This is a genomic window from Sulfitobacter sp. PS-8MA (assembly GCF_040933935.1).
Classification (GTDB): Bacteria; Pseudomonadota; Alphaproteobacteria; order Rhodobacterales; family Rhodobacteraceae; genus Sulfitobacter.
In genome coordinates this window covers 12,226-25,331 of record NZ_JBFQYJ010000004.1, presented here as the reverse complement: position 1 = coordinate 25,331, position 13,106 = coordinate 12,226, and the positions used below count along the sequence as shown (strand labels likewise).

General features: G+C 63.3%; 15 protein-coding genes and 1 pseudogene. 7 read left to right on the top strand and 9 right to left on the bottom strand.

Features of this window, described 5'->3' with window-relative positions:
- The first annotated feature begins 4 nt into the window (after positions 1 to 4).
- The 4 genes from AB4M76_RS01920 (at position 5) to AB4M76_RS01905 (ending at position 2,594) form a co-directional block, all read left to right on the top strand.
- On the top strand, positions 5 to 463 hold the full coding sequence (locus AB4M76_RS01920) for a GAF domain-containing protein (RefSeq protein WP_368440121.1): 459 nt from the start codon (positions 5 to 7) through the stop codon (positions 461 to 463).
- Positions 460 to 1,080, top strand: a complete 621-nt coding sequence (locus AB4M76_RS01915; protein ID WP_368440120.1) for a LysE family translocator — start codon at positions 460 to 462, stop codon at positions 1,078 to 1,080. Before AB4M76_RS01920 ends, AB4M76_RS01915 begins: the two co-directional genes overlap by 4 nt.
- A 35-nt stretch (positions 1,081 to 1,115) precedes the next feature.
- On the top strand, positions 1,116 to 1,763 hold the full coding sequence (locus AB4M76_RS01910) for an RluA family pseudouridine synthase (RefSeq protein ID WP_368440119.1): 648 nt from the start codon (positions 1,116 to 1,118) through the stop codon (positions 1,761 to 1,763).
- A gap of 177 nt (positions 1,764 to 1,940) precedes the next feature.
- Positions 1,941 to 2,594, top strand: a complete 654-nt coding sequence (locus AB4M76_RS01905; protein ID WP_368440118.1) for a peroxiredoxin — start codon at positions 1,941 to 1,943, stop codon at positions 2,592 to 2,594.
- A 5-nt stretch (positions 2,595 to 2,599) separates the two neighbouring features.
- Here AB4M76_RS01905 and AB4M76_RS01900 read toward each other — a convergent pair whose 3' ends face one another.
- From AB4M76_RS01900 to pnp, 3 genes are all read right to left on the bottom strand, one after another.
- A complete protein-coding gene (locus AB4M76_RS01900; protein WP_368440117.1) occupies positions 2,600 to 3,352 on the bottom strand; it encodes a glycosyltransferase family 25 protein in 753 nt (250 codons plus the stop codon).
- A gap of 54 nt (positions 3,353 to 3,406) precedes the next feature.
- Entirely contained in the window at positions 3,407 to 4,111 is a 705-nt protein-coding gene (locus tag AB4M76_RS01895) for a glycosyltransferase (protein ID WP_368440116.1), read from the bottom strand.
- Between the two features lie 66 nt (positions 4,112 to 4,177).
- Positions 4,178 to 6,319 carry a polyribonucleotide nucleotidyltransferase gene (gene pnp, locus AB4M76_RS01890; protein ID WP_368440115.1) on the bottom strand — a complete coding sequence of 714 codons (2,142 nt, stop codon included), beginning with the start codon at positions 6,317 to 6,319 and terminating at the stop codon, positions 4,178 to 4,180.
- A gap of 198 nt (positions 6,320 to 6,517) precedes the next feature.
- Between pnp and AB4M76_RS01885 the strand changes: the two are divergent.
- A pseudogene (locus AB4M76_RS01885) lies at positions 6,518 to 7,453 on the top strand (cation diffusion facilitator family transporter).
- 86 nt (positions 7,454 to 7,539) lie between these two features.
- On the opposite strand, the gene rpsO reads toward AB4M76_RS01885, so the two are convergent.
- The 6 genes from rpsO to rbfA all read right to left on the bottom strand — a co-directional run bounded on the left by rpsO (position 7,540) and on the right by rbfA (position 11,746).
- Positions 7,540 to 7,809 (bottom strand): 30S ribosomal protein S15, encoded by a 270-nt coding sequence (gene rpsO, locus AB4M76_RS01880; RefSeq protein WP_368440114.1) that lies wholly within the window; start codon positions 7,807 to 7,809, stop codon positions 7,540 to 7,542.
- Between the two features lie 160 nt (positions 7,810 to 7,969).
- Positions 7,970 to 8,896 (bottom strand): calcium-binding protein, encoded by a 927-nt coding sequence (locus AB4M76_RS01875; protein WP_368440113.1) that lies wholly within the window; start codon positions 8,894 to 8,896, stop codon positions 7,970 to 7,972.
- A gap of 127 nt (positions 8,897 to 9,023) precedes the next feature.
- A complete protein-coding gene (locus AB4M76_RS01870) occupies positions 9,024 to 9,560 on the bottom strand; it encodes a DUF1643 domain-containing protein (RefSeq protein WP_368440327.1) in 537 nt (178 codons plus the stop codon).
- A 6-nt stretch (positions 9,561 to 9,566) separates the two neighbouring features.
- Positions 9,567 to 10,493 (bottom strand): tRNA pseudouridine(55) synthase TruB, encoded by a 927-nt coding sequence (gene truB, locus AB4M76_RS01865; RefSeq protein ID WP_368440112.1) that lies wholly within the window; start codon positions 10,491 to 10,493, stop codon positions 9,567 to 9,569.
- A gap of 78 nt (positions 10,494 to 10,571) precedes the next feature.
- Positions 10,572 to 11,318: a phosphodiester glycosidase family protein gene (locus AB4M76_RS01860; protein ID WP_368440111.1), complete on the bottom strand. Its 747-nt coding sequence runs from the start codon at positions 11,316 to 11,318 to the stop codon at positions 10,572 to 10,574.
- Positions 11,315 to 11,746 carry a 30S ribosome-binding factor RbfA gene (gene rbfA, locus AB4M76_RS01855; RefSeq protein WP_368440110.1) on the bottom strand — a complete coding sequence of 144 codons (432 nt, stop codon included), beginning with the start codon at positions 11,744 to 11,746 and terminating at the stop codon, positions 11,315 to 11,317. The genes AB4M76_RS01860 and rbfA overlap by 4 nt, the downstream gene beginning before the upstream one ends.
- A 96-nt stretch (positions 11,747 to 11,842) precedes the next feature.
- Here rbfA and dapB point away from each other — a divergent pair, with 96 nt between their 5' ends.
- Positions 11,843 to 12,661 (top strand): 4-hydroxy-tetrahydrodipicolinate reductase, encoded by an 819-nt coding sequence (gene dapB / locus AB4M76_RS01850; RefSeq protein ID WP_368440109.1) that lies wholly within the window; start codon positions 11,843 to 11,845, stop codon positions 12,659 to 12,661.
- Between the two features lie 85 nt (positions 12,662 to 12,746).
- The gene (locus tag AB4M76_RS01845; protein ID WP_368440108.1) at positions 12,747 to 13,106 is read left to right on the top strand and encodes a dihydrodipicolinate reductase; all 360 of its coding nucleotides are present in this window, start codon (positions 12,747 to 12,749) and stop codon (positions 13,104 to 13,106) included.

Here is a 13,106-nt window from a genome sequence, read left to right as displayed (position 1 = left end):
GACCATGACTGTCGACTACCAAACCCTCGCCAAGACCCTCGCCGCGCTGACCGAGGGCGAAGACGACGCCGTGGCCCTCATGGCCACCGTGGCCTGCGAAGTGCACCAGGCGGACGACCGCTTTGACTGGACCGGCTTTTACCGCGTCACCGCCCCCGAATTGCTCAAGATCGGCCCCTATCAGGGCGGCCACGGCTGTCTGGTGATCCCCTTTTCCCGCGGGGTCTGCGGCGCGGCGGCGCGCACGGGCGAGGTGCTGCTGGTCGCAGATGTCGACGCCTTCCCCGGCCATATCGCCTGCGCCTCCTCCACCCGGTCGGAACTGGTGCTTCCGGTCTGGAACGGCGCGGGGCGGCTTTTGGGCGTGTTTGACATCGACAGCAACCAGCCCGAGGCTTTCACCCAGGCCGATGCCGATGCCCTTAGCGCGATCCTGAAAGACAGTTTCGCTGCCGTGCCATGACAGTTGATGCTTGGCTCGTCTTTGCGCTTTTCTGGCTGGTCTTTGTCACCACGCCGGGGCCAAATGCGGTCAATTGCATTTCCAACGGCATGGCTCTGGGCTTTCGCCGCGCCCTACCGGGGGTGCTGGCGATCCTCACCCAGGCCACGCTGTTTCTGCTGCTCTCGGCCCTTGGCATCACCGCCCTGATCGCGGCCTCGCCGACCGGGTTCTTTGTTGCCAAGCTGATCGGCGCGGGCTTTTTGATCTACCTCGGCCTGCGCGGCTGGATCATGGCGCGCAAACCGCCGGTGGTGCACGCGCGGCCGCCCGCGTCGATCTTTCTGCGCGCCTTTGCCATCGCCACGATCAACCCGAAATCCGTGGCGGGCTACCTCGCCGCCTTTTCGCAATTCGTGCAACCCGACGTGCCGATCTGGGACCAGATGGCCGTGATCATGCCCACGGCCCTGCTGCTGACCGCCTGTAGCTACACCGGTTTCACCGCCCTGGGCGCCGGCATCGGTCGCGCGGCCTTGGGGGCGGTATTTAACGTCTGGTTTCGCCGGGTCATGGCGGTCTGTTTCGTGATCTACGGGCTGCTTTTGGGCTTCAGTTCGCCCGCGGCCCGCGGGTGACTTGAACCGCCGCGCCACTTCTGCAAAGGGAGCGCATGGATAGCGCATATACCCCGCCGCAGGACCCGCTGGTGATCCTGCATGAAGACGCCGAAGTTCTGCTGGTCGACAAACCCTCTGGCCTGCTCAGCGTGCCGGGTAAGGGAGAACATCTCGCCGATTGCCTGCTCGCGCGGGTGCAGGCGGTGTTCCCCGAGGCGCTTTTGGTGCACCGGCTCGACCGCGACACCTCGGGCGTGATGATCTTTGCCATGACCCCCCATGCGCAGCGCCACCTTGGGTTGCAATTTGAGAAGCGCATGACCCGCAAGACCTATGTCGCGCGGGTGTGGGGGCAGCCCGCGGCAAAAAGCGGCACGGTGGATCTGCCGCTGATCGTCGATTGGCCGAACCGGCCCTTGCAGATGGTCTGCCATGAGACCGGCAAACCTGCGCAGACCGATTGGAAGGTGATCAAGACCGACGGGGAGACCTCGCGCCTGCGGCTCTTTCCCAAGACCGGGCGGAGCCATCAGCTGCGGGTGCATATGCTGGCCCTCGGCCATCCGATTTTGGGCGATCCTTTCTATGCCACGGGTCCGGCGCGGGCCTTCCCGCGTCTGATGCTGCATTCAGAGGAATTGCGCTTTAACCACCCACAGGGTGGGAAATCGACCAAGGTGCGGGCTCGGGCGCCGTTCTGAGGGCCGGGGTATGCCATCGCTGGCGCTGTGGCGGTGGTGAGGGCGGACGGTATTTATGAAGGGGGGCCGGGCGGTGGCGCTGCGGCGGCGGTTGGTCTTTGGTATTCGGGGGGTGCAACCCCAGGCGAGAGTGATTAGCTTAGCCCTGTCTGTTCATAGAATGACCCGGAGGATATCATGGGCTTGCGCATCAACGACACTATTCCCGATCTGAACGTTGAAACCGACCACGGCAGCTTTTCCCTGCATGAATTTGTCGGCGACAATTGGGCGATCCTGTTCTCGCATCCGAAGGATTTCACCCCGGTCTGCACCACGGAGTTTGGCGCCGTGGCCCGCCTGTCGGAAGAGTGGGAGAAACGCGGCACCAAGGTCATTGGCGTCAGCGTCGATGGGGTGGAAGAGCATAAGCAATGGAAAGGCGACATCGAGAAGGTCGCCGGCACCGAAGCCGGTTTCCCGATCATTGCGGATGCCGGGCTTGAGGTTTCCAAGGCCTTCGACATGCTGCCCGCCGAAGCCTATCTGCCCGATGGCCGCACCCCGAATGACAGCGCCACGGTGCGGGCGGTTTTCATCATTGGGCCGGACAAACAGCTGAAGCTGAGCATGACCTACCCGATGAATGTGGGCCGCAACTTTGCTGAAATCCTGCGCGCCCTGGACGGGTTGCAGACCGCGGCCAAGAATGGCGTGGCAACCCCGGCGGACTGGCAGGTGGGGGAGGACGTGATCATCCCGCCAACCGTTTCGGATGAGGACGCGAAAGCGAAGTTTGGCGAGTTCGAGGCGGTGCTGCCCTATCTGCGCAAGACCAAGGCGCCGAGTTAAGGCGGTCAGCGATGGCCGAGCTTATGGGCGAAGGCCATCGCTTTTTCATGAAGCAGCCGCCGCTGTTTGCGCAGACCGTAGAGCGGTGAGCGGCGGAACTGACCTCTGTTCCCGCCTGAACGGGCGGAAATATCACTGTCGAATCGGCCTGCGGTGACCAGGCTTTGACCTGTCGCCAGCCCCATGTCGGAGCGTGTCAGGACTTGTCTGAGCATATTGTCTGCGGGGCAGAAGATCGGCTCGGAAGCCGCGAGGAAGGCTTTGGCCCCTGCGCGGTTCCAGATCAGCGCATGGGCGAGCATCGGGAAATAATGGGCCCGGAGCAGCGGGATGCTCGCGATCTCGGCCAGGGGGCTGGTGATTTTGAGCCGCGTTGCGCCCAGGTTGACACAGTGCCAATCGTCGCGGGGGCGGAGCCATTCCAGCAACTCTGGAACGGCGGTTCTGAAGGCGGGTTGCAGCGCCATATCGTCTTCGAAAACGAAGCCGATCTCATCGCCGCTGTCTAGAAAAGCAGCCGCCGCGCGCTGGTGGGAGACATAGCAGCCGACCTCGCCCTGGGTCATTGACCGGCCCATGAACCGCCGGGCCTTGCGGTCGTCATAGGGTGCGAATTGCGTCAGGTCGATCTCGCGCCCGTCGAATGCCGCGACGCGGATCGGCTCGATCTGCGCACCATCCAGTTCGGCCTGCGCGCTGTCCAGCCGCTGGGGGGAGGCGGCCAGATTGATGACGAATCCCTTGGGGCGCTGCGGCATTGCTTGGACCTCATGCCTGTCGCCCCATGGGGCAGTCGACAGTCTATTCTTGGGTTAAACCTTGGGGGTCGGCCGGCCGCGCAGCCAGTTCTTGAACCGTTTGAAGGCAGAAGGCGGCTTATGGGCGACGCTGACAAACCCGATGTGCTGGCAAGCGCCGGGCTTCAGGAAAGCGGTGAATTTGCCCTCTTTGCGCAGCTGGCGCGAGATATGGCTTTCGCGTTTGAAACCGCTGAAACCGCCGACCTCTTTCCAGAGCGAGAGCGGGGCGAGATGCGGGTTGAAAGTATAGCCATACCATTTCGGGCTGAGGGCATCCATCCGTGCGTAGGAGATGCCGGCGCAGTCCTCCGTGACGATCTGGGCGCGGGCCGCGTCTTCGATGAAGAAATTATCGGTGTCGCGGAAACAGACCGAGGAAATATCGGGATGTGCCTCAAGCAGACGCAGGGCATCATCAAGGAAATCGTGGCGGGTAAATTCCCAATCGTCTTCCATGTGAAAGACATAGGGCGTGCGGACCTTGGCATACATGGCATCGACGGCGGGGTGGTGCCCGACCTGTTTGCCCAGATCGATGCGCTCGCCATGGGGGCAGAGACGGTCGAAGACCGCGCTGGTTTCAGCATCGCCAAAGTCGTTGATGCCGATGATCGGCAGTTTGCGCAGCTCCGGGCCGAGGCTTTCGAGCGTTTGTTGCAAGACATCGGGGCGCAGCCCCATGGTGATGCAAATCGTAACCAGATTCTCTGCGCGCATGTCTCGTACTGCTTTAGGGGGGAGGGGGCTGCGGGCCGCCTCTTGGGGGCCCGCAGCAGGTTTAGATCACCCTTCTGCCGGTTCTTTCTTCTCGGCAGTGATCTCTTCACCAGTTTCCTGATCGACGACTTTCATCGACAGGCGCACCTTGCCGCGATCGTCAAAGCCCAGAAGCTTCACTTTCACTTCCTGACCTTCCTTCAGAACATCCGAAGGGTGGTTCAGGCGGCGGTTTTCGATCTGGGAGACATGTACCAGACCGTCGCGCTTGCCAAAGAAGTTCACGAAGGCGCCGAAATCGACGATCTTGACCACGGTGCCGGTGTAGACGGCGCCTTCTTCGGGCTCTGCCACGATCGAATGGATCATGTCATAGGCCTTTTTGATGGCTTCGCCGTTCGGGCTCGCGATCTTGATGATGCCTTCGTCGTTGATGTCGACCTTGGCGCCGGAGACTTCGACGATCTCGCGGATCACCTTGCCGCCGGAGCCGATCACTTCACGGATCTTGTCGGTGGGGATCTGCATGGTCTCGATGCGCGGGGCGTGGACGGAGAAGTCCGCCGCACCGGAGATCGCCTTGTTCATCTCGCCGAGGATGTGGATCCGGCCTTCTTTGGCCTGCGCCAAGGCTTTCTCCATGATCTCGGGCGTGATGCCGGCGACCTTGATGTCCATCTGCAGCGACGTGATGCCGGCTTCGGTACCGGCGACTTTGAAGTCCATGTCGCCGAGGTGGTCTTCGTCACCCAGAATGTCCGACAGGATCGCGTAGGAGCCGTCTTCTTCGAGGATCAGACCCATTGCCACACCGGCCACAGCCGATTTCAGTGGCACGCCGGCGTCCATCATCGAGAGCGAACCACCGCAGACCGATGCCATCGACGAAGAGCCGTTGGATTCGGTGATCTCAGACACGAGGCGGATGGTGTAGGGGAAGTCTGTTGCCGCAGGCAGAACCGCCTGCAGGGCACGCCATGCGAGCTTGCCGTGGCCGACTTCACGTCGTCCGGGAGGGCCCACGCGACCCACTTCACCGACCGAGTAGGGCGGGAAGTTATAGTGCAGCAGGAAGTTCGATTTGAAGTTGCCGTGCAGCGCGTCGATGAACTGCTCGTCGTCGCCGGTGCCGAGCGTGGTCACGACCAGACCCTGCGTCTCACCACGGGTGAAGAGCGCCGAGCCGTGGGTCCGCGGCAGCACGCCGGTTTCGGCCACGATGTCGCGGATTTCGTCGGTGCGACGCCCGTCGATACGCTTGCCGGTTTTCACCACGTCGCCGCGCAGGATGCTGGCCTCGAGGCCCTTCATCGCGGAGCTGAGGTTCTTGTCCTCAAGCTGCTCTTCAGTGAGCTTGCTCTTGATCGTCTCGCGGGCGGCGGCAACAGCGGCGGTGCGCTCCTGCTTGTCCACGATGGCGAAGGCCGCGCGCATTTCGTCTTCACCAGCGGCTTTCACCGCGGCGGACAGCTCGGAGTAGTCTTCGGGCTGGAAGTCGAACGGCTCTTTCGCGGCGTCTTCGGCCAGATCGATGATCAGGTCGATGACCGGCTGGATCTGCTCATGGGCAAATTTCACCGCACCCAGCATTTCCTCTTCCGAAAGCTCATAGGCTTCGGATTCGACCATCATCACGGCGTCTTTGGTGCCGGCAACCACGAGATCGAGGCGCTGCTCGGGGTTCAGGCGCAGGTCCTGCATCTCATCGATTGTCGGGTTCAGGACGTAGTCGCCATCCTCATAACCCACACGGCAGCCTGCGATCGGGCCACGGAACGGCGCGCCGGAAATGGTCAGCGCGGCGGAGGCGGCGATCATGGCGACCATATCGGGGTCGTTGACCAGATCGTGGCTCAGCACGGTGCACATCACCAGAACTTCGTTCTTGAAGCCGGGCACGAAGAGCGGGCGGATCGGACGGTCGATCAGACGCGCGGTCAGGGTTTCCTTCTCGGTGGGGCGGGCCTCACGCTTGAAGAAGCCACCCGGCACTTTACCGGCGGCATAGTATTTCTCTTGGTAGTGCACGGTCAGGGGGAAGAAATCCTGCCCGGGCTTTTGCTGACGTGCATACGTCACGTTTGCCATGACGCTGGTTTCCCCCAGCGTGGCAATCACCGACCCGTCCGCCTGACGGGCAACCTTACCGGTTTCCAGTGTCAGCGTCTCTTCGCCCCACTGGATCGATTTTTTAGTTACATTAAACATCTACGTTTCCTTTTTGGCCCATTGGCCATTGCATAGGGGCCGTATTGCCCCTGACTCCGGTATCTTCTTTTTCAGGCGCTGGAGTCCGGGCGCCGGATTTCAGATTGCGCGGGCATACATGAAATTGCGCTCAAAGGGAAGGGACGGCTTTGCAGCCCCCGGCCACAGGCTAGACGACGCCGATATCCCGTCTAGGTCATGCCGTATCAACATGGAGACGGCGCAATGAGCACCGAGGACCACGACCACGATCACAGCGCGGCAGGTCACAGTCATGTGCCCAAGAACGAGCGCAAGATTGCGATTGCCGCGATCCTGACCGGGGGGGTCATGCTGGCGGAAGTCGTGGGCGGCGTGCTCTCGGGGTCTTTGGCACTGATCGCCGATGCGGGGCATATGCTGACCGATTTCGCGTCCTTGATCCTGGCGTGGCTTGCCTTTCGGCTGGCGCGGCGTCCGGCGGATTGGCGGCTGACCTATGGTTTTGATCGCTTTTCCGTCTTAGCGGCGCTGGTCAACGGCTTGTCGCTCTTTGGCATCGCGATCTGGATCACATGGGAGGCCATCACCCGTCTGCTGGCCGATCACCCGCAGGAGGTCTTGGGCGGCTTGATGCTCTAGGTCGCGGTGGGTGGTTTGCTGGTGAATCTGCTGTCCTTTTGGGTGCTGACGCGGGGCGAGGCCGACAATCTCAATGTGCGCGCCGCGGCGCTGCATGTGGCCGGGGATTTGCTGGGCTCCATCGCGGCCTTGGTCGCCGCGCTCGTGATCATCACCACCGGTTGGACCCCGATCGACCCGCTGCTTTCGGTCTTGGTGGTGCTGATCATCCTGCGGTCCGCCTGGGCGGTGGTGAAGGAAAGCGGCCATATCCTGCTGGAAGGCGCGCCGCGCGGCTTTGACCGGCGCGCTGTGAGCGCGGCGCTTTCGCGCGATGTGGCGGGGGTTTTACATGTCGATCACATGCATGCCTGGTCGGTCACGCAGGAGCGTCCGATGGTGACGCTTGAGGTGACCGCCGCGCCCGGCAGCGATGTTCTGGCGGTAAAGCGGCGCGTCAAAGAGGTCTTGCGCGAGCGTTTTGGTATCGACCATTCCACCGTTGAGATGCGCGAGGCGGATGCGTCGCCGTGATCGGGGGGGCGGGCAACAAAAAACCTCCCGGCGCGGGCCGGGAGGTTTCAGCAGTCCTGTCACCGGGAAACCCGGCGGGCATGCGCTTAGCGGCGCAGGCCGAGACGTTTGATGAGGTCCTGATAGCGGGCTTCATCTTTCTTCTTCACATAGTCCAGCAGCTTGCGGCGCGTCGCGACCATTTTCAGAAGACCACGGCGGCCGTGGTTGTCCTTCTTGTGGGTCTTGAAGTGCTCGGTCAGCGTGGTGATGCGCGAGGTCAGAATGGCAACCTGTACTTCAGGCGAACCGGTGTCGCCTTCCTTGGTGCCGAAATCTTTCATGACTTTTGCTTTTTCTTCAGCAGTGATCGACATCGGGGTCTCCTTTCGAAAAGAGTTTAAATGGATGGCGCAGGCCGGGATGTCGTCCAGCTCAGGCCCATGGAGATATCACCCGCTGACGGAATCAGCAGGCGATGGGGGCGTATAGGAAGAATTCGCGCCTTTGGCAAAGGAAGATTTCCCAAAGGGCGCTTTAGGTCGCAAGCCCAAGCGCAAAGGCGGCACTGGCCGGGATCAGGGAGATATCGCTGAGCGCAAACCTGTCGCCCGCCACCCGCGCGATCACCGTCTCATCGAGCAGGATCAGCGTCTGCCCGGGGTGGATTGGGTCGGCCATGGTCGAAAGCGCGGGGTCTTGCTCCGCCCCCGTGCTGTCGTCCCAGACAAAGAGCAGCGAATCGTCTTCGGCGTGGTAATCCGTGATCTCGACCGCCCCGCCTGTGGCAAGCCAATCGCCCAGCATGATGGGATCCGCCCCGGCGCCCGCAGTGACAATATCCTGCGCCCCCGCGACGATCAGATCATCCCCGCCGCCGCCGTTCAGGTAATCGCGGGCCTCGTCTTGCGCATCCTCCAGCCCGCTCAGCGTATCATCCCCCCAGCCGCCGAAAAGACTGTCCTCGCCGCGGCCCCCAACCAGCGCGTCGTCGCCAAGCCCGCCGAGCAGAGCGTCGTCTCCCGCGTCACCGTAGAGCCGGTCATCGCCCGCCGAGCCTTGCAGCGCGTCATCGCCCGCGCCGCCGTGCAATATGTCATCCGCGTTGTGGCCGAACAGCCTGTCGTCCCCGTCACCGCCGAAAAGATCATCGTCCCCGTCACCGCCGTGCAGACTGTCCGCGCCGGCAGCGCCTTCTAACGTGTCATTGCCCGTATGGCCGTGAAGGTCATCGTCACCAGCGCCCCCGGAAAGCACATCTTCGCCGCCATAGCCGCCAAGCTGGTCATCGCCCCTGTCGCCGATCAAATGTTCAGCGTCTTCGGTGCCGGAAAGGATGTCGCCGGGAGTGCCGGGCTGCCTGTCGAGGGCAAGCCGATCCGGCCCCGTGCCTGCAGGAAGGCTGTCCTCTTCCTCCGCCGCGGCCGCGCCGATTTCAACGTAGGTGACCGCGCCGACCGCCATCAGACCCATCATTCCAGCCAACCACAACATCTGAAACCCCGCCTGCCTACCGTGATGCCAGCGACATCACCCCCGCCTTAAAAGGCCCTGTTCGCGGGCGAAAAGCAAAGCAATCTGAGAGGGTTGGTTAACGCGTCCCGGCGGCGGCAGCGGTCTCGACCTGCCACAGCACAGGTTCTTGCGTATAGGGCAGGTAGAGCGGGTGGCGCGGGTGCCCGGTCTTGGACAGACCAAGGTGGTAGAGCGGTTTGCCCCCCTGCGCCAGCCGCGCGGCAACGGCAGCACCGCGGTCCCGATGCGCCCCATGCACGCCCCAGGCGGCGATGATCCGGTCGGCCCAGTCGGCCCCTTCGTTGAGCGTCGCGTCATTGTCCGGGCCGATGGGGTCGGCGGCGGCGCGCATGTCGCGTGGGTCGGTGGCGCGGAAGGCGAAGATATTGGTGACCCGGAAGCCGCCAAAGCCCAGCACCCGCGCCCGACGCTCGCAGCGCTCGACCGTGGGGTCGTTCTGCACCTCGGTCGCGGTGGAGGGGTTCAGCATCACGAACATCACCCGCGGTGCAGCGCTGTCCCAGACCCGCGTGAGGCTGTAGCGATACTTCTCGCAGCCCGAATAAACCGCGGTCGAGGGCGCGTCGCCCTTGGTGTGGCTGCGGGTGATCAGGGCCATTCAGCCCTCGCGGCCATCCGTAGAGAGGTTGAACACCCGGCTCGGGTGCAGCTCGCCCGCCTTGAAGCGGCCCACGGCGACGGGCTGACCGTCGAGCGAGGCCCAGCATTCATCGCCATAGTCCACGTCATGGGCGATCACCATGCCGGGGTTGCCATTACGCAGACGGGTGGCGCCTTCGGGGGTGGCTTTGACCTCGGGCAGATCGACCAGCCCTTCGGCCAGCGGCAGCAGGTGGCTGTCGAGCTCCGGCGTGCGGGCCATCTCGTCAATCTGCGCCAGCGTTAGAGCATTGGCAGCCTCAAAAGGGCCAGACCAGGTGCGGCGCAGCTCGCGGACATGGCCGAGGCAGCCGAGTTTCTGCCCCAGATCGCGGGCGATGGAACGGACATAGCCGCCCTTGCCGCAGACCATCTCAAGCGTGACGTGATCGGCATCGGGCCGGTCGAGCAGCAGCAGGCTTTCGACCCAGAGCGGGCGCGCGGCGATGTCCATCTCTTCACCCTCGCGGGCGCGTTTATAGGCGCGCTGGCCATCAATCTTCACCGCCGAGAACTGCGGCGGCACCTGTTGGATATCGCCGATAAAGCCGCTCAGCGCGTCTTTGATCGCGGCGTCATCGGGGCGCAGGTCAGAGGTGCCGATCACCTCGCCCTCGGCGTCATCGGTGTTGGTAGCGATGCCCAGGCGCACGGTGAACTCATAGGCTTTGAGCGCATCGGTGATATAGGGCACCGTTTTGGTCGCCTCGCCCAGTGCCACGGCCAGAACGCCCGTCGCTTCGGGGTCAAGCGTGCCTGCGTGACCGGCCTTCTTGGCCTCCAGCGCCCAACGCACCTTGTTGACCACGGCGGTCGATGTCGGTCCGGCGGGTTTGTCCACCACCAGCCAACCTGAAATATCGCGCCCCTTGCGTTTGCGTGCCATGTCTTGCCCCTTCGCCTTTGTGGTGCTGCCCTCTATCGGAGCGATGCTGCGCTGCCCAGCCCCCCAGCGGGGAAAAGGTCACTTTGCCGGCGTGACAACGCCGATGATCGGTCCCAGCGTGGTAAACCCGGCGCCGCTGCGGCGCAGGCCCGGCGCGCGCAGGCGCGATATATTGCCATCGAAATAGAGCGCATTCGGAAGCCCTAGCTCATCGCGGTAGAGCCGGGCAAATTCGTGGAATGTGACGACCGTGTTGGAAATCGCAAAGACCGCGCGCTGGCCATCCGCCGTGGTGCCGACCCCGTTGCGGATATAGCGCGAGCTGCTGTCCGGCAGAAACCGTGGATGCAACGCGCCGTCGATCACCAGCATCGGCCCCGATTGCGTGGCAAAGCGGCAGTCGGGTTTTTCCCTGAGATAGCGCTTGGTCGCAAACACATCGGCGCGGCCTTCGCGCAGGCAAAACACGCCGTTGGGCAGCAGGCCAAAGTTACCGGGGCCGGCGTTGTCGATCACGCCCCGCGTCTCGACCCCTTCTTCGATGTAATGCCCGACCGGCGAGCGGTCTTCATGGTACATGCCCGCATTCATCGCAAAGCCGAGCCGCAGCCCCTGCGCCTTCAGCGCATCATCAAGCGAGCCGAAGAACCCATAGGGCGCACCTGAACTGTCGTTCAGAAACAGGCGCAGGTCATCCCGCGCCATATCGACCTCGCAAATCGTGTAGGAATTGCCCTCAAAGGTAAGATTGCGACATTCGGCAGCGCCCGCAGGCGCGCCTTTGAGCGCGAAAAGCGCGAAGGCAATGAGGGCCGCCCGGATCACTGATCCGGCGCGCCATCTGCTGCATCAGTGTCTGGCGCCTCCGCATCGCGGCGCACCACATCCTGGTTCAGCATCCGGCGCGTGTCGTCCATCCGGTCAAAAGTCCGGTCCAGTTGAAAGCGCAGATCGGGCGAGAACTTCAGCGTGAGCTTTTTCGCCACCAGACGCCGCAGCTCGTTCTTGTTCCGCGCCAGCAGCTTGAGCACCTCGTCCTGGCCTTCGCCGCCCAGGGGCAACACATAGGCCGTAGCGATTTTCAGATCGGGGGAAATGCGCACCTCGCCCACGGTGATCGACAGCCGGTTGAGATCGGTGTCATGCACGTCACCACGTGCCAGGACATCAGACAAGGCGCGGCGGACGGTTTCGCCCACGCGGAGTTGTCGTTGCGACGGGCCTGCGCCCTCATGAAATTTGTTCTTTGCCATGCCCCCCATCTAAGGCTTCGGTTGCACTTTGCCAAGCGCTCCGCGACGGGCTAAACGGGCCGGGCCGATCCCGGCCAGAACCGCAGGAGAGAGACCATGACACAGACCCCCGGCATTGCCGTCACCGGCGCCTCTGGCCGTATGGGCCGGATGTTGATCCAAGAGATCACCGCCAGCGATAAAATGCGCCTGGTCGCGGCAGTGGAACGCCCCGGTCATGACTGGGTGGGGCAGGACGTCGGCAGCGCGATGGGCGGCACCGAACTTGGGGTAATGGTGACCGATGATGCCGCCCGGGCCTTTGGTCAGGTGCAGGCGGTGATCGACTTTACCGCCCCGCAGGCGACGCTCGCCTTTGCCGCCGAGGCCGCGAAAGCCGGGATCGTGCATGTGATCGGCACCACGGGGATGAGCGCGGATGAAATCGCGCAACTGACCCCCGCGGCCAAGGAGGGCGCCGTGATCGTCCGGGCGGGCAATATGAGCCTTGGGGTCAACCTCTTGACCCAGCTGACCAAACAGGTCGCAGCCGCGCTCGATATGGATTACGATATCGAGATCATTGAGGCGCATCACAACCAAAAGGTCGATGCCCCATCCGGCACGGCCCTGATGCTGGGCGAGGCCGCAGCGGAAGGGCGCGGCGTGAAGCTCTCCGATGTCTCCGACCGGGGCCGCGACGGGATCACCGGCGCGCGCAATCCCGGCGACATTGGTTTTACCGCGATCCGGGGCGGCGACATTGTGGGCGAACATGACGTGATGTTCGCCGCCGCAGGCGAGCGGATCATCCTGCGCCATGTGGCCTCAGACCGGGCGCTTTTCGCCCGCGGTGCGCTCAAAGCTGCACTTTGGGGGCAGGGCAAGGCGCCGGGGGAATATGATATGCTGGATGTGCTGGGGCTGAAGGGCTGAACAGAGGCAAGAACGGCGGCGATCTGAAACTTACGGGCGGAGCGCTACGTGTGTGCCCCACGTAATCCGCCCCTAGGAGGTTTTGATGAAGCCCCGTCTTGCTCTCGTAGCCCTTACCCTATCGGCCCTATGCGCCGCGCCGGCAGCGGCAGATTTCGCCCGTATCCAGACCAAATCCGATTTTCTCGACGCGGTGACTGGCAAGCGCCTGACCCGCGCGCTTGTCGATCTGCGGGTCAGTCCGGGTGGCGCAATCTCCGGCACCGGCGCGGTTTGGGAAGTCACCGGGGTCTGGTCGTGGGAGGGCGGCTATTTCTGCCGGACGCTGGTCTGGGGCGGGAAAGACCTTGGCTATAACTGCCAAACCGTTTCTCGCGACGGGGCGAAGATCCGGTTCACCTCTGACAAAGGCGCGGGGGAATCTGCGGATTTCAACCTGCGCTAA

Coding starts and splice junctions, on each gene's coding strand:
- AB4M76_RS01920 (WP_368440121.1), top strand. CDS start 5: ATGACTGTCGACTACCAAACCCTCGCCAAGACCCTCGCCGCGCTGACC.
- AB4M76_RS01915 (WP_368440120.1), top strand. CDS start 460: ATGACAGTTGATGCTTGGCTCGTCTTTGCGCTTTTCTGGCTGGTCTTT.
- AB4M76_RS01910 (WP_368440119.1), top strand. CDS start 1,116: ATGGATAGCGCATATACCCCGCCGCAGGACCCGCTGGTGATCCTGCAT.
- AB4M76_RS01905 (WP_368440118.1), top strand. CDS start 1,941: ATGGGCTTGCGCATCAACGACACTATTCCCGATCTGAACGTTGAAACC.
- AB4M76_RS01900 (WP_368440117.1), bottom strand. CDS start 3,352: ATGCCGCAGCGCCCCAAGGGATTCGTCATCAATCTGGCCGCCTCCCCC.
- AB4M76_RS01895 (WP_368440116.1), bottom strand. CDS start 4,111: ATGCGCGCAGAGAATCTGGTTACGATTTGCATCACCATGGGGCTGCGC.
- pnp (WP_368440115.1), bottom strand. CDS start 6,319: ATGTTTAATGTAACTAAAAAATCGATCCAGTGGGGCGAAGAGACGCTG.
- rpsO (WP_368440114.1), bottom strand. CDS start 7,809: ATGTCGATCACTGCTGAAGAAAAAGCAAAAGTCATGAAAGATTTCGGC.
- AB4M76_RS01875 (WP_368440113.1), bottom strand. CDS start 8,896: ATGGCGGTCGGCGCGGTCACCTACGTTGAAATCGGCGCGGCCGCGGCG.
- truB (WP_368440112.1), bottom strand. CDS start 10,493: ATGGCACGCAAACGCAAGGGGCGCGATATTTCAGGTTGGCTGGTGGTG.
- rbfA (WP_368440110.1), bottom strand. CDS start 11,746: ATGGCAAAGAACAAATTTCATGAGGGCGCAGGCCCGTCGCAACGACAA.
- dapB (WP_368440109.1), top strand. CDS start 11,843: ATGACACAGACCCCCGGCATTGCCGTCACCGGCGCCTCTGGCCGTATG.
- AB4M76_RS01845 (WP_368440108.1), top strand. CDS start 12,747: ATGAAGCCCCGTCTTGCTCTCGTAGCCCTTACCCTATCGGCCCTATGC.